The 19,011-nt window shown below is 49.9% G+C and carries 17 protein-coding genes, 1 tRNA gene and 3 rRNA genes; 16 read left to right on the forward strand and 5 right to left on the reverse strand.

Features of this window, described 5'->3' with window-relative positions; genetic code table 11:
• The first annotated feature begins 466 nt into the window (after positions 1-466).
• From accB to ACJHYD_RS11025, 9 genes are all read left to right on the forward strand, one after another.
• Entirely contained in the window at positions 467-937 is a 471-nt protein-coding gene (accB, locus tag ACJHYD_RS10985; RefSeq protein ID WP_000354622.1) for an acetyl-CoA carboxylase biotin carboxyl carrier protein, read from the forward strand.
• Between the two features lie 10 nt (positions 938-947).
• Positions 948-2,297 carry an acetyl-CoA carboxylase biotin carboxylase subunit gene (gene accC, locus ACJHYD_RS10990; protein ID WP_000884639.1) on the forward strand — a complete coding sequence of 450 codons (1,350 nt, stop codon included), beginning with the start codon at positions 948-950 and terminating at the stop codon, positions 2,295-2,297.
• 108 nt (positions 2,298-2,405) lie between these two features.
• Positions 2,406-2,648 (forward strand): YhdT family protein, encoded by a 243-nt coding sequence (locus ACJHYD_RS10995; protein ID WP_000381170.1) that lies wholly within the window; start codon positions 2,406-2,408, stop codon positions 2,646-2,648.
• Positions 2,638-4,089 carry a sodium/pantothenate symporter gene (gene panF / locus ACJHYD_RS11000; protein ID WP_001175714.1) on the forward strand — a complete coding sequence of 484 codons (1,452 nt, stop codon included), beginning with the start codon at positions 2,638-2,640 and terminating at the stop codon, positions 4,087-4,089. The genes ACJHYD_RS10995 and panF overlap by 11 nt, the downstream gene beginning before the upstream one ends.
• 11 nt (positions 4,090-4,100) lie before the next feature.
• A complete protein-coding gene (gene prmA, locus ACJHYD_RS11005; RefSeq protein ID WP_001145827.1) occupies positions 4,101-4,982 on the forward strand; it encodes a 50S ribosomal protein L11 methyltransferase in 882 nt (293 codons plus the stop codon).
• 328 nt (positions 4,983-5,310) lie between these two features.
• Complete coding sequence (gene dusB, locus ACJHYD_RS11010; RefSeq protein WP_001219652.1) at positions 5,311-6,276, forward strand: tRNA dihydrouridine synthase DusB; 966 nt, start codon at positions 5,311-5,313, stop codon at positions 6,274-6,276.
• Positions 6,277-6,301: 25 nt separating this feature from the next.
• Positions 6,302-6,598 (forward strand): DNA-binding transcriptional regulator Fis, encoded by a 297-nt coding sequence (fis, locus tag ACJHYD_RS11015; protein ID WP_000462905.1) that lies wholly within the window; start codon positions 6,302-6,304, stop codon positions 6,596-6,598.
• Positions 6,599-6,683: 85 nt separating this feature from the next.
• Positions 6,684-7,568 (forward strand): adenine-specific DNA-methyltransferase, encoded by an 885-nt coding sequence (gene yhdJ / locus ACJHYD_RS11020; RefSeq protein ID WP_001258949.1) that lies wholly within the window; start codon positions 6,684-6,686, stop codon positions 7,566-7,568.
• A gap of 83 nt (positions 7,569-7,651) precedes the next feature.
• The gene (locus ACJHYD_RS11025) at positions 7,652-7,831 is read left to right on the forward strand and encodes a DUF2556 family protein (RefSeq protein ID WP_001295275.1); all 180 of its coding nucleotides are present in this window, start codon (positions 7,652-7,654) and stop codon (positions 7,829-7,831) included.
• 2 nt (positions 7,832-7,833) lie between these two features.
• On the opposite strand, the gene acrS is transcribed toward ACJHYD_RS11025, so the two are convergent.
• Positions 7,834-8,496, reverse strand: a complete 663-nt coding sequence (gene acrS, locus ACJHYD_RS11030; protein ID WP_001551722.1) for a multidrug efflux transporter transcriptional repressor AcrS — start codon at positions 8,494-8,496, stop codon at positions 7,834-7,836.
• A gap of 398 nt (positions 8,497-8,894) precedes the next feature.
• Here acrS and acrE point away from each other — a divergent pair, with 398 nt between their 5' ends.
• The 7 genes from acrE (at position 8,895) to ACJHYD_RS11065 (ending at position 18,226) form a co-directional block, all read left to right on the forward strand.
• On the forward strand, positions 8,895-10,052 hold the full coding sequence (gene acrE, locus ACJHYD_RS11035) for a multidrug efflux RND transporter periplasmic adaptor subunit AcrE (RefSeq protein ID WP_001551724.1): 1,158 nt from the start codon (positions 8,895-8,897) through the stop codon (positions 10,050-10,052).
• An 11-nt stretch (positions 10,053-10,063) separates the two neighbouring features.
• Entirely contained in the window at positions 10,064-13,168 is a 3,105-nt protein-coding gene (gene acrF, locus ACJHYD_RS11040) for a multidrug efflux RND transporter permease subunit AcrF (protein WP_001551725.1), read from the forward strand.
• A gap of 252 nt (positions 13,169-13,420) precedes the next feature.
• On the forward strand, positions 13,421-13,642 hold the full coding sequence (locus ACJHYD_RS11045) for a membrane protein (RefSeq protein ID WP_000825639.1): 222 nt from the start codon (positions 13,421-13,423) through the stop codon (positions 13,640-13,642).
• 430 nt (positions 13,643-14,072) lie between these two features.
• The gene (locus ACJHYD_RS11050) at positions 14,073-15,098 is read left to right on the forward strand and encodes an amino acid ABC transporter substrate-binding protein (protein WP_000738583.1); all 1,026 of its coding nucleotides are present in this window, start codon (positions 14,073-14,075) and stop codon (positions 15,096-15,098) included.
• Between the two features lie 67 nt (positions 15,099-15,165).
• Positions 15,166-16,347 (forward strand): amino acid ABC transporter permease, encoded by a 1,182-nt coding sequence (locus ACJHYD_RS11055; protein WP_000019662.1) that lies wholly within the window; start codon positions 15,166-15,168, stop codon positions 16,345-16,347.
• Between the two features lie 9 nt (positions 16,348-16,356).
• Positions 16,357-17,460, forward strand: coding sequence for an amino acid ABC transporter permease (locus ACJHYD_RS11060; RefSeq protein ID WP_001308990.1), 1,104 nt, complete (start codon positions 16,357-16,359; stop codon positions 17,458-17,460).
• A 7-nt stretch (positions 17,461-17,467) separates the two neighbouring features.
• The gene (locus tag ACJHYD_RS11065) at positions 17,468-18,226 is read left to right on the forward strand and encodes an amino acid ABC transporter ATP-binding protein (protein ID WP_000078348.1); all 759 of its coding nucleotides are present in this window, start codon (positions 17,468-17,470) and stop codon (positions 18,224-18,226) included.
• A 230-nt stretch (positions 18,227-18,456) separates the two neighbouring features.
• On the opposite strand, the gene rrf (ACJHYD_RS11070) is transcribed toward ACJHYD_RS11065, so the two are convergent.
• The 4 genes from rrf (ACJHYD_RS11070) to ACJHYD_RS11085 form a co-directional block, all read right to left on the reverse strand.
• Positions 18,457-18,572, reverse strand: a 5S ribosomal RNA gene (rrf, locus tag ACJHYD_RS11070).
• Between the two features lie 39 nt (positions 18,573-18,611).
• A tRNA-Thr gene (locus ACJHYD_RS11075) sits at positions 18,612-18,687 on the reverse strand.
• A 14-nt stretch (positions 18,688-18,701) separates the two neighbouring features.
• Positions 18,702-18,817, reverse strand: a 5S ribosomal RNA gene (gene rrf / locus ACJHYD_RS11080).
• A gap of 95 nt (positions 18,818-18,912) precedes the next feature.
• Positions 18,913-19,011, reverse strand: a 23S ribosomal RNA gene (locus ACJHYD_RS11085); the annotation flags it as partial.

Genomic DNA, 19,011 nt, shown 5'->3' on the forward strand with positions numbered 1-19,011 from the left:
TCATCTTCGCAGGGCTGGCTTTACAGCTTTTAGCCTTACGTTATAAGAAGTTCCGTCGATGATGGCGCTAATTTCGTGAATTGTGCGGCTTGTTGCAAATTACACGGTGTTGAAGGTTATTTACATGTTAGCTGTTGATTATCTTCCCTGATAAGACCAGTATTTAGCTGCCAATTGCTACGAAATCGTTATAATGTGCGACCTCGTCCTCCCTGACGCAGTTTTTGCGCTGCGGAAAAGGTGACATTGGCGCAACGAAGGTATATTTTGTTTTTTGCCGGAGGATAGCAGCAGATCGCTGCACAATGTCCGTCAAGTCTAACATTGACACTCTGGGGCAAAATAGACCGGCGTCCCGGCCTGCTGGAATTTATCGCTATGCATACAGCTGTCGGGGCATACGCTTTACAGACGGCGGTGAAACGCCTGTCACAATCACACTAAACAAAGAGTACGGAACCCACTCATGGATATTCGTAAGATTAAAAAACTGATCGAGCTGGTTGAAGAATCAGGCATCTCCGAACTGGAAATTTCTGAAGGCGAAGAGTCAGTACGCATTAGCCGTGCAGCTCCTGCCGCAAGTTTCCCTGTGATGCAACAAGCTTACGCTGCACCAATGATGCAGCAGCCAGCTCAATCTAACGCAGCCGCTCCGGCGACCGTTCCTTCCATGGAAGCGCCAGCAGCAGCGGAAATCAGTGGTCACATCGTACGTTCCCCGATGGTTGGTACTTTCTACCGCACCCCAAGCCCGGACGCGAAAGCGTTCATCGAAGTGGGTCAGAAAGTCAACGTGGGCGATACCCTGTGCATCGTTGAAGCCATGAAAATGATGAACCAGATCGAAGCGGACAAATCCGGTACCGTGAAAGCAATTCTGGTCGAAAGTGGACAACCGGTAGAATTTGACGAGCCGCTGGTCGTCATCGAGTAACGAGGCGAACATGCTGGATAAAATTGTTATTGCCAACCGCGGCGAGATTGCATTGCGTATTCTTCGTGCCTGTAAAGAATTGGGCATCAAGACTGTCGCTGTGCACTCCAGCGCGGATCGCGATTTAAAACACGTATTACTGGCAGATGAAACGGTCTGTATCGGCCCTGCTCCGTCAGTAAAAAGTTATCTGAACATCCCGGCAATCATCAGCGCCGCTGAAATCACCGGCGCAGTAGCAATCCATCCGGGTTACGGCTTCCTCTCCGAGAACGCCAACTTTGCCGAGCAGGTTGAGCGCTCCGGCTTTATCTTCATCGGCCCGAAAGCAGAAACCATTCGCCTGATGGGCGACAAAGTATCCGCAATCGCGGCGATGAAAAAAGCGGGCGTTCCTTGCGTACCGGGTTCTGACGGCCCGCTGGGCGACGATATGGATAAAAACCGCGCTATTGCTAAACGCATTGGTTATCCGGTGATTATCAAAGCCTCCGGCGGCGGCGGTGGTCGCGGTATGCGCGTAGTGCGCGGCGACGCTGAACTGGCACAATCCATCTCCATGACCCGTGCGGAAGCGAAAGCTGCTTTCAGCAACGATATGGTTTACATGGAGAAATACCTGGAAAATCCTCGCCACGTCGAGATTCAGGTACTGGCTGACGGTCAGGGCAACGCTATCTATCTGGCAGAACGTGACTGCTCCATGCAGCGCCGCCACCAGAAAGTGGTCGAAGAAGCACCGGCACCGGGCATTACCCCGGAACTGCGTCGCTACATCGGCGAACGTTGTGCTAAAGCGTGTGTTGATATCGGCTATCGCGGCGCAGGTACTTTCGAGTTCCTGTTCGAAAACGGCGAGTTCTATTTCATCGAAATGAACACCCGTATTCAGGTAGAACATCCGGTTACCGAAATGATCACCGGCGTTGACCTGATCAAAGAACAGCTGCGTATCGCTGCCGGTCAACCGCTGTCGATCAAGCAAGAAGAAGTTCACGTTCGCGGCCATGCGGTGGAATGCCGTATCAACGCCGAAGATCCGAACACCTTCCTGCCAAGTCCGGGCAAAATCACCCGTTTCCACGCACCAGGCGGTTTTGGCGTGCGTTGGGAGTCTCATATCTACGCGGGCTACACCGTACCGCCGTACTATGACTCAATGATCGGTAAGCTGATTTGCTACGGTGAAAACCGTGACGTGGCGATTGCCCGCATGAAGAATGCGCTGCAGGAGCTGATCATCGACGGTATCAAAACCAACGTTGATCTGCAGATCCGCATCATGAATGACGAGAACTTCCAGCATGGTGGCACTAATATCCACTATCTGGAGAAAAAACTCGGTCTTCAGGAAAAATAAGACTGCAAAAGCGTCAAAAGGCCGGATTTTCCGGCCTTTTTTATTACTGGGGATCGACAACCCCCATAAGGTACAATCCCCGCTTTCTTCACCCATCAGGGACAAAAAATGGACACTCGTTTTGTTCAGGCCCATAAAGAGGCGCGCTGGGCGCTGGGGCTGACCCTTTTGTATCTGGCGGTATGGTTAGTAGCCGCTTACTTACCTGGCGTTGCCCCCGGTTTTACCGGCTTTCCGCGCTGGTTTGAGATGGCCTGCATCCTGACGCCGCTGCTGTTTATTGGACTGTGCTGGGCGATGGTGAAATTTATCTATCGCGATATCCCACTGGAGGATGACGATGCAGCTTGAAGTGATTCTACCGCTGGTCGCCTATCTGGTGGTGGTGTTCGGTATCTCTGTTTATGCGATGCGTAAACGGAGCACAGGCACCTTCCTTAATGAGTATTTCCTCGGCAGCCGCTCTATGGGCGGTATTGTGCTGGCGATGACGCTCACCGCGACCTATATCAGTGCCAGTTCGTTTATCGGCGGGCCTGGCGCTGCTTATAAATACGGCCTGGGTTGGGTATTGCTGGCGATGATTCAGCTTCCTGCGGTCTGGCTTTCGCTCGGTATTCTCGGCAAGAAGTTCGCGATTCTTGCGCGCCGCTACAATGCGGTGACGCTGAACGATATGCTATTTGCCCGCTACCAGAGTCGTCTGCTGGTGTGGCTGGCGAGTTTAAGTTTGCTGGTTGCGTTCGTTGGTGCGATGACCGTGCAGTTTATCGGCGGTGCGCGTCTGCTGGAAACCGCGGCGGGTATTCCTTATGAAACAGGTTTGCTGATTTTTGGCATCAGCATTGCGCTCTACACCGCCTTCGGCGGCTTTCGCGCCAGCGTGCTGAACGACACCATGCAAGGGCTGGTGATGCTGATTGGCACCATTGTGCTGCTTATTGGCGTGGTCCATGCTGCTGGCGGCTTAAGCAATGCGGTAGAGACGCTGCAAACCATCGATCCGCAACTGGTTACGCCACAAGGCGCTGACGATATTCTGTCGCCTGCGTTTATGACGTCGTTCTGGGTGCTGGTGTGTTTTGGCGTGATTGGCCTGCCACATACTGCGGTGCGCTGTATCTCTTATAAAGACAGCAAAGCCGTACATCGGGGGATCATCATCGGTACGATTGTGGTCGCAATCCTGATGTTCGGTATGCACCTGGCCGGAGCGTTAGGTCGGGCGGTGATCCCCGATCTCACCGTACCGGACCTGGTGATCCCGACGTTAATGGTAAAAGTGTTGCCACCGTTTGCTGCCGGGATCTTCCTGGCTGCACCTATGGCTGCGATCATGTCGACGATCAATGCCCAGTTGCTGCAAAGTTCCGCTACGATCATTAAAGATCTCTATTTGAATATCCGTCCGGATCAAATGCAAAACGAGACGCGTCTGAAGCGGATGTCGGCGGTAATTACGTTAGTTCTCGGTGCGTTGCTGCTGCTTGCCGCCTGGAAGCCGCCAGAAATGATCATCTGGCTGAATTTGCTGGCCTTCGGTGGGCTGGAAGCCGTTTTCCTGTGGCCGCTGGTACTGGGTCTTTACTGGGAACGCGCCAACGCCAAAGGCGCGCTAAGTGCGATGATTGTTGGCGGCGTACTGTATGCCGTACTCGCGACGCTGAATATTCAGTACCTGGGCTTCCACCCTATCGTGCCCTCGTTACTACTAAGTTTGCTGGCTTTCCTGGTCGGAAACCGTTTCGGTACATCCGTCCCGCAAGCTACCGTTTTGACTACTGATAAATAAAGAGTTTTGCCATGCCTTGGATCCAACTGAAACTGAACACTACCGGCGCGAACGCGGAAGATCTTAGCGATGCGCTGATGGAAGCGGGTGCCGTTTCTATCACTTTTCAGGATACCCACGATACGCCTGTATTTGAGCCGCTGCCGGGCGAAACGCGCCTGTGGGGCGACACCGATGTGATTGGTCTGTTCGACGCTGAAACCGATATGAACGACGTGGTGGCGATTCTGGAAAACCATCCGCTGCTCGGCGCGGGCTTCGCGCATAAAATCGAACAACTGGAAGATAAAGACTGGGAGCGCGAATGGATGGATAATTTCCACCCGATGCGCTTTGGTGAACGACTGTGGATCTGCCCAAGCTGGCGTGATGTGCCGGACGAAAACGCCGTCAACGTGATGTTAGACCCAGGGCTGGCGTTTGGTACGGGTACCCATCCAACTACCTCTCTGTGCCTGCAATGGCTCGACAGCCTCGATTTAACCGGTAAAACAGTCATCGACTTTGGCTGCGGTTCCGGCATTCTGGCTATCGCGGCGCTGAAACTGGGTGCAGCAAAAGCCATTGGTATTGATATTGATCCGCAGGCGATTCAGGCCAGCCGCGACAACGCGGAACGTAATGGCGTCTCTGACCGTCTGGAACTCTACTTACCGAAAGATCAGCCAGAAGAAATGAAAGCCGACGTGGTGGTCGCTAACATCCTTGCAGGCCCATTACGTGAACTGGCACCGTTAATCAGCGTCCTGCCAGTTTCAGGCGGTTTGCTGGGCCTTTCCGGTATTCTGGCAAGCCAGGCAGAGAGCGTTTGCGAAGCTTATGCCGACAGCTTCGCTCTGGACCCGGTCGTGGAAAAAGAAGAGTGGTGCCGCATTACCGGTCGTAAGAATTAACCTTCGCATCGCCGTAGGGTGACGCAGGGCGAAGTGCGAGCAAGGTCACAAAAGGCACGTGAATTTGCCGATTATTTACGCAAATTTGCGTGCCAAAATTTTCATTCATAAAGAAAAAGTGAGAACTTACTCAAATTTCTTTGAGTGTAAATTTTAGTCACTATTTTCTAATATGATGATTTTTATGAGTAATTATCGCGCTACGCTCATTTTAAATGCAATTCTTTGATCCATCTCAGAGGATTGGTCAAAGTTTGGCCTTTCATCTCGTGCAAAAAATGCGTAATATACGCCGCCTTGCAGTCACAGTATGGTCATTTCTTAACTCATGCGCATCGGACAATATCAGCTCAGAAATCGCCTGATCGCAGCGCCCATGGCTGGCATTACAGACAGACCTTTTCGGACGTTGTGCTACGAGATGGGAGCCGGATTGACAGTATCCGAGATGATGTCTTCTAACCCTCAGGTTTGGGAAAGCGACAAATCTCGTTTACGGATGGTGCACATTGATGAACCCGGTATTCGCACCGTGCAAATTGCTGGTAGCGATCCGAAAGAAATGGCAGATGCAGCACGTATTAACGTGGAAAGCGGTGCCCAGATTATTGATATCAATATGGGTTGCCCGGCTAAAAAAGTGAATCGCAAGCTCGCAGGTTCAGCCCTCTTGCAGTACCCGGATGTCGTTAAATCGATCCTTACCGAGGTCGTCAATGCAGTGGACGTTCCTGTTACCCTGAAAATTCGCACTGGCTGGGCACCGGAACACCGTAACTGCGAAGAGATTGCCCAACTGGCTGAAGACTGTGGCATTCAGGCTCTGACCATTCATGGCCGTACACGCGCCTGTTTGTTCAATGGAGAAGCTGAGTACGACAGTATTCGGGCAGTTAAGCAGAAAGTTTCCATTCCGGTTATCGCGAATGGCGACATTACTGACCCGCTTAAAGCCAGAGCTGTGCTCGACTATACAGGGGCGGATGCCCTGATGATAGGCCGCGCAGCTCAGGGAAGACCCTGGATCTTTCGGGAAATCCAGCATTATCTGGACACTGGGGAGTTGCTGCCCCCGCTGCCTTTGGCAGAGGTTAAGCGCTTGCTTTGCGCGCACGTTCGGGAACTGCATGACTTTTATGGTCCGGCAAAAGGGTACCGAATTGCACGTAAACACGTTTCCTGGTATCTCCAGGAACACGCTCCAAATGACCAGTTTCGGCGCACATTCAACGCCATTGAGGATGCCAGCGAACAGCTGGAGGCGTTGGAGGCATACTTCGAAAATTTTGCGTAAACAGAAATAAAGAGCTGACAGAACTATGTTCGAACAACGCGTAAATTCTGACGTACTGACCGTTTCTACCGTTAACTCTCAGGATCAGGTAACCCAAAAACCCCTGCGTGACTCGGTTAAACAGGCACTGAAGAACTATTTTGCTCAACTGAACGGTCAGGATGTGAATGACCTCTATGAGCTGGTACTGGCTGAAGTAGAACAGCCCCTGTTGGACATGGTGATGCAATACACCCGTGGTAACCAGACCCGTGCTGCGCTGATGATGGGCATCAACCGTGGTACGCTGCGTAAAAAATTGAAAAAATACGGCATGAACTAATTCAGGTTAGCTAAATGCTTGATTAAAAAGGCGCTACTCGGCATGGGGAAGCGCCTTTTTTATAGGTGTCACAAAGGGAGTGACCATGAGAACAGGATGTGAACCGACCCGATTTGGTAATGAAGCAAAGACCATCATCCAGGGTGATGCATTAACCGAACTTAAAAAGCTCCCCGCCGAAAGTGTCGATCTGATCTTTGCCGACCCACCGTATAACATCGGTAAAAATTTTGATGGTCTGATCGAAGCCTGGAAAGAAGATCTGTTTATCGACTGGCTGTTTGAAGTGATTGCAGAGTGCCATCGCGTTCTGAAAAAGCAGGGCAGCATGTACATCATGAATAGCACGGAAAACATGCCCTTTATCGATCTCCAGTGCCGCAAGCTTTTTACCATCAAAAGTCGCATCGTCTGGTCATATGACAGTTCTGGAGTGCAGGCGAAAAAACACTACGGCTCCATGTACGAACCCATCCTGATGATGGTGAAAGACGCAAAGAACTACACATTCAACGGTGATGCTATTCTGGTAGAAGCCAAAACCGGATCGCAGCGCGCGTTGATCGATTATCGCAAAAACCCTCCACAGCCTTACAATCATCAAAAAGTACCGGGTAACGTCTGGGATTTTCCGCGCGTGCGTTATTTGATGGATGAATATGAAAACCACCCGACGCAAAAACCGGAAGCCTTACTGAAACGCATTATTCTCGCCTCTTCCAACCCAGGCGATATCGTTCTCGACCCGTTTGCTGGTAGCTTTACTACCGGTGCCGTAGCCGTCGCCAGTGGGCGAAAATTCATTGGTATTGAGATCAACAGCGAGTACATCAAAATGGGGCTTCGACGGCTGGATGTCGCGTCGCATTACTCTGCGGAAGAACTGGCGAAAGTGAAAAAAAGAAAGACCGGCAACCTGTCAAAACGAAGCAGGTTAAGCGAAGTTGACCCCGATCTCATTGCAAAGTAAAGGAAGTGTAAGCCTGGTTTTCAGATTATTCATTTCGTGTATATTTCCTGCCAGACTTGGTTAAACATGCACAGGCTCAGGTAATGATTCGCAAGTATTGGTGGCTCGTCGTTTTCGCTGTCTTCGTTTTTCTGTTTGATACTTTACTGATGCAGTGGATTGAACTGCTCGCAACAGAAACAGACAAATGCCGCAATATGAACTCAGTTAATCCACTAAAACTGGTTAACTGTGACGAACTGAATTTTCAGGACAGAATGTGAATTTATATGACACTTAATTCATTCGTTTGATGAATTAATTTCGTTATGTTTTCATCTGGCATGAACATTCTTAATACGTTATCGACCAGTGCGGGTGCTTGTTTATAAAGATCATAACCCGCCATATTCATTAACCAGTTTTGAACAATTCCGCTGAAGGCACCATCAATAATAATCATCACAACATCTAAATCGAGGTTATTTGCTACACAACCTTGTTGCTGACACGCCTGCAATACTTCGCGGAGATTCTGCGGATTAAAGCCCATCTTTTCGCGTATCACTCCCTCGGCCAGCATCTCATCATTAAATTCACATTTGTGATATAAGATTTTCAGCAACGCCTGCTGGCGGGGAATTTTGGCAATATATTGCAAGCCGACAATCAATTTTTCACGCAATTGTTGAAACGGGTCATGCTCTAATCCAGCCGTCAAGTGTTCCTGGATTAACTCCCACAATGAAGGCTGTTGCAACCACATCTCATTAAACAGTTGAGTCTTGTTTTCGAAGTGCCAGTAGATAGCGCCACGCGTAACGTTAGCGGCGTCGGCAATGTCGTTGAGCGTCGTCTTGCTTACGCCATGCTGCGCAAACTGGGCGATGGCAGTTTCAATCAGTTCTTGCCGGGTCTTCAGGGCTTCAGCTTTGGTTCTTTTTGCCATGATTAATTATTCAGGAAATAAATATATTCGACACAGGATGAGAAAATAGCGAAGGTTAATCTATCACCTAATGTATATTTATACGAGAGGCTAATATTGAGTTGCTATAAATCGTCAAATAAATAACGTTTATTATTTACCTAAAATACATTCACTCTATCAATATATATTTCAATTTACGAGGATTTGATTCTACCTCTTTCAACCCGCGTCAAAATAAAACAGTAGAATATTAATCTTTTTTTGTGTTTATGTGCCTTGAGACGCCAGTATTCATAACTATTCCTTACATCGACGAATGATAATTTGTAGGATAGCGAACTGTATTTTTCTTTCTGCGAGTTAACGCGTTGCCTTTTTGGGTAAATAACGCGCTTTTGGTTTTTTGAGGAATAGTAATGACGAAACATGCCAGGTTTTTCCTCCTGCCCTCCTTTATTCTGATCTCCGCGGCTTTAATCGCCGGTTGTAACGATAAGGGAGAAGAGAAAGCTCACGTCGGTGAACCGCAGGTTACCGTTCATATTGTGAAAACGGCCCCGTTAGAAGTTAAGACTGAATTACCAGGCCGCACCAATGCTTACCGTATAGCCGAAGTTCGCCCACAGGTTAGCGGGATCGTACTGAGTCGCAATTTCACTGAAGGCAGCGATGTGCAAGCAGGCCAGTCTCTGTACCAGATCGATCCCGCGACCTATCAGGCAAGTTATGACAGCGCGAAAGGCGAACTGGCGAAAAGTGAAGCCGCCGCCGCCATCGCGCATTTGACGGTAAAACGTTACGTTCCGCTCGTGGGTACGAAATACATCAGCCAGCAGGAGTACGACCAGGCCATTGCTGATGCTCGCCAGGCCGATGCCGCCGTGATTGCCGCAAAAGCCACAGTCGAAAGCGCTCACATCAATCTTGCTTATACCAAAGTGACTGCGCCAATTAGCGGACGTATCGGCAAATCGACTGTGACCGAAGGCGCTCTTGTCACTAATGGGCAAACGACTGAACTGGCGACTGTCCAGCAGCTCGATCCTATCTACGTTGATGTGACCCAATCCAGCAACGATTTTATGAGGCTGAAGCAATCCGTAGAGCAAGGAAATTTGCATAAGGAAAACGCCACCAGCAACGTAGAGTTGGTCATGGAGAACGGTCAAACCTATCCCCTGAAAGGTACGCTGCAATTCTCCGATGTTACCGTTGATGAAAGCACCGGCTCCATAACCCTACGTGCTGTCTTCCCTAACCCGCAACATACGCTTTTACCTGGTATGTTTGTGCGCGCACGGATTGATGAAGGCGTCCAATCTGATGCCATTCTTATCCCGCAACAAGGCGTTAGCCGCACACCGCGTGGTGATGCAACCGTGCTGATTGTTAACGATAAAAGTCAGGTTGAAGCGCGCCCTGTCGTTGCCAGCCAGGCGATTGGCGATAAATGGTTGATTAGCGAAGGGCTGAAATCTGGCGATCAAGTCATTGTCAGCGGCCTGCAAAAAGCGCGTCCGGGAGAGCAGGTTAAAGCCACTACCGATACCCCCGCAGATTCTGCATCGAAGTAAGGCAATCTGACATGGCAAACTTTTTTATTCGACGACCGATATTTGCATGGGTGCTGGCCATTATTCTGATGATGGCGGGTGTACTGGCGATCCTACAATTGCCCGTCGCCCAATACCCAACCATTGCGCCGCCTGCAGTTTCTGTTTCGGCAAACTATCCGGGCGCTGATGCGCAGACCGTGCAGGATACGGTGACGCAGGTTATCGAACAGAATATGAATGGTATCGATAACCTGATGTATATGTCCTCCACCAGCGATTCTGCCGGTAGCGTGACAATTACCCTTACCTTCCAGTCCGGGACCGATCCAGATATCGCGCAAGTGCAGGTGCAGAACAAACTCCAGCTCGCCACGCCGTTGCTGCCGCAGGAAGTACAGCAGCAGGGGATCAGTGTTGAAAAGTCCAGTAGCAGCTATTTGATGGTGGCGGGCTTTGTCTCTGATAACCCAGACACCACACAGGACGATATCTCGGACTATGTGGCCTCTAACGTTAAAGATACGCTTAGCCGTCTGAATGGCGTCGGTGACGTACAGCTTTTCGGCGCACAGTATGCGATGCGTATCTGGTTGGACGCCGATCTGCTAAACAAATATAAACTGACGCCTGTTGATGTGATTAACCAGTTGAAGGTACAGAACGATCAGATCGCTGCCGGACAGTTGGGCGGAACGCCAGCGTTACCAGGGCAACAGTTGAACGCCTCGATTATTGCTCAGACGCGGTTAAAAAATCCGGAAGAATTCGGCAAAGTGACCTTGCGCGTAAACAGTGACGGCTCGGTGGTACGCCTGAAAGATGTCGCACGGGTTGAACTTGGCGGTGAAAACTATAACGTTATCGCTCGCATCAACGGTAAACCGGCGGCGGGCCTGGGGATTAAGCTGGCAACCGGCGCGAATGCTCTCGATACCGCGAAAGCCATTAAGGCAAAACTGGCGGAATTACAGCCATTCTTCCCGCAGGGAATGAAGGTTCTCTACCCTTATGACACCACGCCATTCGTCCAGCTTTCTATTCACGAAGTGGTAAAAACGCTGTTCGAAGCTATTATGCTGGTGTTCCTGGTGATGTATCTGTTCTTGCAGAATATGCGAGCAACGCTGATCCCCACCATTGCGGTACCCGTGGTGTTGTTAGGGACGTTTGCCATCCTCGCCGCTTTTGGTTACTCCATCAACACACTAACGATGTTCGGGATGGTGCTTGCCATCGGGCTGCTCGTCGATGATGCGATAGTGGTGGTGGAGAACGTCGAGCGCGTGATGATGGAGGATAAGCTCCCGCCAAAAGAAGCGACGGAAAAATCAATGTCGCAAATCCAGGGCGCACTGGTGGGTATCGCAATGGTGCTGTCAGCGGTATTTATTCCGATGGCATTCTTCGGCGGTTCTACTGGGGCAATTTATCGCCAGTTCTCTATCACCATCGTTTCGGCAATGGCGCTTTCTGTTCTGGTGGCATTGATTCTTACCCCAGCGTTATGTGCAACACTGCTCAAACCCGTCTCTGCTGAGCATCACGAAAATAAGGGCGGTTTCTTCGGCTGGTTTAATACCACCTTCGATCATAGCGTTAACCACTACACCAACAGCGTCGGCAAAATCCTCGGTTCCACAGGACGATATTTACTGATCTATGCACTAATTGTTGCTGGAATGGTGGTGTTGTTTTTACGTCTTCCGTCTTCCTTCTTACCTGAAGAGGATCAGGGTGTCTTTCTGACTATGATTCAGTTACCCGCTGGCGCGACGCAAGAGCGAACGCAAAAAGTGTTGGATCAAGTGACGGATTACTATCTGAAGAACGAGAAAGCGAACGTAGAAAGTGTCTTTACGGTTAACGGCTTTAGCTTCAGCGGCCAGGCACAAAACGCCGGTATGGCTTTCGTCAGTCTGAAACCGTGGGAAGAGCGTAGTGGTGACGAAAACAGTGCGGAAGCGGTAATCCATCGTGCCAAAATGGAATTGGGCAAGATCCGCGACGGTTTTGTCATTCCATTCAATATGCCAGCCATTGTTGAACTGGGCACGGCAACGGGTTTCGACTTTGAGTTAATTGATCAGGCTGGGCTGGGTCATGATGCCCTGACCCAGGCCCGTAACCAGTTGCTTGGCATGGCGGCGCAACATCCTGCCAGCTTAGTCAGCGTGCGTCCTAATGGTCTGGAAGACACCGCGCAGTTTAAACTGGAAGTTGACCAGGAAAAGGCGCAGGCATTAGGTGTTTCACTTTCTGACATCAATCAGACCATTTCAACGGCGTTAGGTGGGACTTACGTTAACGACTTCATTGACCGTGGTCGCGTGAAAAAGGTGTATGTTCAGGCGGATGCCAAATTCCGTATGCTGCCAGAAGATGTCGATAAACTTTATGTCCGCAGCGCCAACGGCGAAATGGTGCCATTCTCGGCCTTTACCACTGCACATTGGGTGTATGGCTCTCCGCGACTGGAGCGCTACAACGGTCTGCCGTCAATGGAGATTCAGGGGGAAGCCGCGCCAGGAACCAGTTCCGGCGATGCCATGGCGTTGATGGAAAACCTTGCATCACAATTACCAGCTGGCATTGGTTATGACTGGACGGGTATGTCATATCAGGAACGCTTATCGGGAAACCAGGCTCCCGCTCTGGTAGCAATTTCCTTTGTGGTTGTTTTCCTGTGCCTTGCTGCACTCTATGAAAGCTGGTCAATTCCTGTCTCGGTTATGTTGGTCGTGCCGTTAGGGATTGTCGGCGTGCTACTGGCGGCGACACTCTTTAATCAAAAAAATGACGTCTACTTTATGGTGGGCTTGCTAACGACAATTGGCTTGTCGGCTAAAAACGCTATTTTGATTGTTGAGTTCGCTAAAGATCTCATGGAGAAAGAGGGTAAAGGTGTTGTTGAAGCGACACTGATGGCAGTACGTATGCGCCTGCGTCCTATCCTGATGACCTCTCTCGCCTTTATTCTCGGCGTATTACCGCTAGCTATCAGTAACGGTGCCGGCAGTGGCGCGCAGAACGCAGTGGGTATCGGGGTAATGGGCGGGATGGTTTCTGCAACGTTGCTGGCAATCTTCTTCGTGCCGGTGTTCTTTGTGGTGATCCGCCGTTGCTTTAAAGGATAAATCAGAAACATAAAGGCACTTTCGGGTGCCTTTATTATTTTCAGTGAAACCCATAAAAATTAATAAGATATTCTTCTTCTCACTCTTTAAAAACTTTCTATAGTTCCCGCTCCCTTCACTATTTTTACAATTCACATAATTTGTCATTATTCATTCCGCAAGATTTATAACCTCCGGTGATAAAATGGCATTCAGCTCGTTAATAAGAGAGTTAACTTATTAAGCGTTAGCGTTTATTACTGAGGTAACACCATGAAAAGATTAATTCCTGTGGCATTGCTCACCGCATTGCTGGCGGGCTGTGCTCACGATTCGCCCTGCGTTCCGGTTTATGACGATCAGGGTCGACTGGTTCACACTAATACCTGTATGAAAGGCACGACTCAGGATAACTGGGAAACGGCTGGGGCTATTGCTGGCGGGGCAGCAGCTGTTGCTGGCCTGACGATGGGGATCATCGCTCTGTCGAAATAACTGCACAAGGCGCGGAGTACCGCGCTCTGTTTAACGATACAGTATCTCTCCATAAGATAAAATATTGCTATATTCTGCTGGGTAATTCCCTGCTAATTTAGCATGTTATATCGCGTTATTTCGCTGCTTTCGAAATAACGCATCAATTTAATTTTCACACTTCCTACCAGAAATATACTCACGCTAACAATCATTATTCTGCTTAGTAAAAAATGCGTAAATATTTTGCGCCAAAATGTGGCGCATGTTTCATTTTCGCACCATTGCGGGGCGCTGTTTTTATTATTTCCTGTCTACACTCAGCTTATTGCGACGCGAAATCGTGCGCAAAAGCTGGCACTACTTTTGCTTATAAGAGGATGGCCACAGACAGGTAAAAGACGTTTCCCAAACGTCCTATAACGATAATTTTCGCCTCACAGGAAGCATTATGAAAAAGATGATGATAGCCACACTGGCTGCCGCCAGCGTGCTGCTTGCCGTTGCAAATCAGGCGCATGCTGGCGCGACGCTTGATGCCGTTCAGAAAAAAGGTTTTGTGCAATGCGGGATCAGTGATGGATTACCTGGGTTCTCTTATGCCGATGCTGACGGTAAGTTTTCAGGTATTGATGTAGATGTTTGTCGTGGTGTTGCGGCAGCTGTATTTGGTGACGACACGAAAGTGAAATATACCCCGCTCACTGCAAAAGAACGCTTCACGGCTTTACAGTCAGGGGAGGTGGATTTGCTCTCCCGTAATACGACCTGGACTTCATCTCGCGATGCCGGGATGGGAATGGCATTTACTGGCGTCACTTATTACGACGGCATTGGCTTCCTGACTCACGATAAAGCGGGATTAAAAAGCGCGAAAGAACTGGATGGCGCTACCGTCTGTATTCAGGCGGGGACTGATACCGAACTCAACGTTGCCGATTACTTCAAGGCAAACAATATGAAGTACACACCGGTGACTTTCGATCGCTCTGACGAATCAGCGAAGGCACTGGAATCTGGTCGCTGCGATACGCTGGCCTCGGATCAATCACAACTGTATGCCCTGCGCATCAAATTAAGCAACCCAGCTGAATGGATTGTCTTACCGGAAGTTATCTCAAAAGAACCGCTTGGTCCGGTAGTTCGTCGTGGCGATGATGAATGGTTCTCGATTGTACGCTGGACGCTTTTCGCCATGCTGAATGCTGAAGAGATGGGCATCAATTCCCAGAACGTCGATGAAAAAGAGGCTAATCCAGCAACGCCTGATATGGCACATCTGTTGGGTAAAGAAGGCGATTACGGCAAGGATCTGAAGTTGGATAATAAATGGGCCTATAACATCATCAAACAGGTGGGTAACTACTCGGAAATTTTTGAGCGTAACGTAGGTTCAGAAAGCCCGCTGAAAATTAAACGTGGGCAAAATAATCTCTGGAATAACGGCGGTATTCAGTACGCGCCGCCCGTGCGTTAAGTCGGTGTGAGGTAACGAGCGTCGCTACGGCGGCGCTCTCTTCAGCGTTATGCTTTCCGAGGTTTCTATGTCTCATCGCCGCTCAACCGTTAAAGGCTCACTCTCCTTTGCCAACCCTACGGTTCGTGCTTGGTTATTCCAGATCCTTGCCGTTGTTGCTGTTGTCGGCATTGTTGGTTGGTTATTTCACAACACTGTAACGAATCTCAATAATCGTGGCATTACTTCAGGTTTTGCCTTTCTGGATCGCGGCGCTGGCTTCGGTATTGTCCAGCATTTGATCGATTACCAGCAGGGCGACACCTACGGACGCGTTTTTATTGTCGGCTTACTCAATACGCTACTGGTTTCTGCATTGTGTATTGTGTTCGCTTCTGTTTTGGGCTTCTTTATCGGTCTGGCGAGACTTTCGGATAACTGGCTGCTACGAAAGCTTTCCACAATTTATATTGAGATCTTCCGTAATATTCCGCCGCTGCTGCAAATCTTCTTCTGGTACTTTGCCGTGTTGCGCAATTTGCCCGGACCACGCCAGGCTGTGAGCGCGTTTGATCTGGCCTTTTTGAGCAATCGTGGGCTTTATATTCCGTCACCGCAGCTGGGAGACGGATTTATTGCGTTTATCGTGACTGTTGTTATTGCTATAGCCATTTCTGTTGGACTATTCCGTTTTAATAAAACGTACCAGATAAAGACCGGACAATTGCGCCGAACCTGGCCGGTCGCCGTTATGTTGATCATAGGTTTGCCTTTACTGGCGCAATGGCTTTTTGGCGCAGCACTACACTGGGATGTTCCAGCCCTACGAGGCTTTAACTTCCGTGGCGGGATGGTTTTAATTCCTGAACTGGCAGCCTTAACGCTGGCGCTTTCGGTTTATACCTCTGCATTTATCGCCGAGATTATCCGCGCTGGGATCCAGGCAGTGCCTTATGGTCAACATGAAGCGGCTCGGTCACTGGGATTACCCAATCCGGTTACGCTACGCCAGGTCATTATTCCCCAGGCACTGCGAGTGATTATTCCGCCGTTAACCAGCCAGTATCTCAACATCGTCAAAAACTCCTCTCTTGCCGCCGCGATTGGCTATCCGGATATGGTTTCGCTGTTTGCTGGCACCGTGCTGAACCAGACGGGGCAAGCCATCGAGACGATAGCCATGACCATGTCGGTCTATCTGATTATCAGCCTGACTATCTCGCTGCTGATGAATATCTATAACCGCCGCATCGCGATCGTTGAACGCTAAGGAGTCATGATGACAAAAGTATTGCTGTCTCATCCCCCGCGCCCGGCGAGCCATAACTCAAGCCGCGCGATGGTGTGGGTGCGAAAAAATCTGTTCTCCAGCTGGAGCAATAGCCTGCTGACTATTGGCTGCATATGGTTGATGTGGGAACTGATTCCACCGTTGCTGAACTGGGCATTTTTGCAGGCTAACTGGGTTGGCTCAACGCGTACCGACTGCACAAAAGCCGGTGCCTGTTGGGTCTTCATCCACGAACGATTTGGTCAGTTTATGTATGGGCTTTACCCACACGACCAACGCTGGCGAATTAACCTCGCATTACTGATTGGGCTTGTGTCGATCGCACCAATGTTCTGGAAAATACTCCCGCATCGCGGTCGCTATATTGCGGTATGGGCGGTGATTTACCCACTGATTGTCTGGTGGCTGATGTATGGCGGGTTTCTTGGTCTTGAGCGGGTTGAAACCCGGCAATGGGGCGGGCTGACGCTAACTTTAATTATTGCATCAGTTGGGATTGCGGGGGCGCTGCCGTGGGGGATCTTACTGGCGTTAGGTCGCCGCTCCCATATGCCGATTGTGCGTATCTTATCGGTCATTTTTATCGAGTTCTGGCGCGGTGTACCGCTGATTACCGTTCTGTTTATGTCTTCGGTCATGCTGCCGTTGTTTATGGCAGAAGGCACCAGTATCGACAAATTGATCCGCGCGCTGGTTGGCGTGATCCTGTTTCAGTCAGCATATGTTGCGGAAGTCGTGCGAGGCGGATTACAGGCGCTGCCTAAAGGGCAATATGAAGCGGCAGAGTCGCTGGCGTTGGGTTACTGGAAAACCCAGGGGCTGGTTATTCTGCCACAGGCGTTGAAGCTGGTGATTCCTGGGCTGGTAAATACCATCATCGCACTCTTCAAAGATACCAGCCTGGTGATCATCATCGGGTTGTTCGATCTTTTCAGTAGCGTTCAGCAGGCAACCGTTGATCCCGCCTGGTTGGGTATGTCGACGGAAGGGTATGTTTTCGCCGCACTGATCTACTGGATCTTCTGTTTCAGCATGTCACGTTATAGCCAACATCTGGAAAAACGTTTTAACACCGGGCGTACACCGCATTGAGGACACTATGAGCCAAATTTTACTGCAACCTGCTAACGCGATGATTACGCTGGAAAACGTCAATAAATGGTATGGGCAATTCCATGTTTTGAAAAATATAAATTTAACCGTGCAACCGGGAGAACGGATCGTTCTGTGTGGCCCTTCTGGTTCCGGTAAATCGACAACCATTCGTTGTATTAATCATCTGGAAGAACATCAACAGGGACGGATCGTGGTGGATGGCATCGAACTTAATGAAGATATCCGCAATATTGAGCGCGTCAGGCAGGAAGTGGGAATGGTCTTTCAGCATTTCAATCTCTTCCCTCATCTGACCGTTCTACAGAACTGTACCCTGGCACCGATTTGGGTACGCAAGATGCCTAAGAAAGAGGCTGAAGATCTGGCGTTGCATTACCTTGAGCGGGTGAGAATTGCCGAACATGCCCAGAAGTTTCCCGGACAGATTTCTGGTGGTCAGCAGCAACGCGTTGCCATAGCACGTTCACTTTGTATGAAACCAAAGATCATGCTATTTGATGAACCTACGTCAGCGCTCGATCCGGAGATGGTGAAAGAAGTGCTGGATACGATGATTGGGCTGGCGCAGTCGGGTATGACAATGTTGTGTGTAACACATGAGATGGGGTTTGCACGAACCGTCGCTGACAGGGTGATTTTTATGGATCGTGGGGAAATAGTGGAGCAAGCTGCACCTGATGAATTTTTTGCGCATCCTAAATCAGAGCGTACGAGGGCATTTTTATCGCAGGTAATCCATTAATTGAATGTTAGTTCGAAAAGCAAAAAGGCCATCCTTTCGGATGGCCTTTCGCTTGATTTGATGTCTGGCAGTTTATGGCGGGCGTCCTGCCCGCCACCCTCCGGGCCGTTGCTTCGCAACGTTCAAATCCGCTCCCGGCGGATTTGTCCTACTCGGGAGGGTGTTCACCGACAAACAGCAGATAAAACAAAAGGCCCAGTCTTCCGACTGAGCCTTTTGTTTTATTTGATGTCTGGCAGTTCCCTACTCTCGCATGGGGAGACCCCACACTACCATCGGCGCTACGGCGTTTCACTTCTGAGTTCGGCATGGGGTCAGGTGGGACCACCGCGCTACTGCCGCCAGACAAATTCTTTTCTAATCTGCCGAACTTTAACCTAAAAAGTGGTGCTGATACCCAGAGTCGAACTGGGGACCTCACCCTTACCAAGGGTGCGCTCTACCAACTGAGCCATATCAGCACGCTAAATTTGATGCCTGGCAGTTCCCTACTCTCGCATGGGGAGACCCCACACTACCATCGGCGCTACGGCGTTTCACTTCTGAGTTCGGCATGGGATCAGGTGGGACCACCGCGCTAAGGCCGCCAGGCAAATTCTGTTTCATCAGACCGCTTCTGCGTTCTGATTTAATCTGTATCAGGCTGAAAATCTTCTCTCAATCCGCCAAAACAGCTTCGGCGTTGTAAGGTTAAGCCTCACGGTTCATTAGTACCGGTTAGCTCAACGCATCGCTGCGCTTACACACCCGGCCTATCAACGTCGTCGTCTTCAACGTTCCTTCAG

This window comes from Escherichia sp. WS1368 (assembly GCF_046487485.1).
Taxonomy (GTDB): domain Bacteria; phylum Pseudomonadota; class Gammaproteobacteria; order Enterobacterales; family Enterobacteriaceae; genus Escherichia; species Escherichia coli.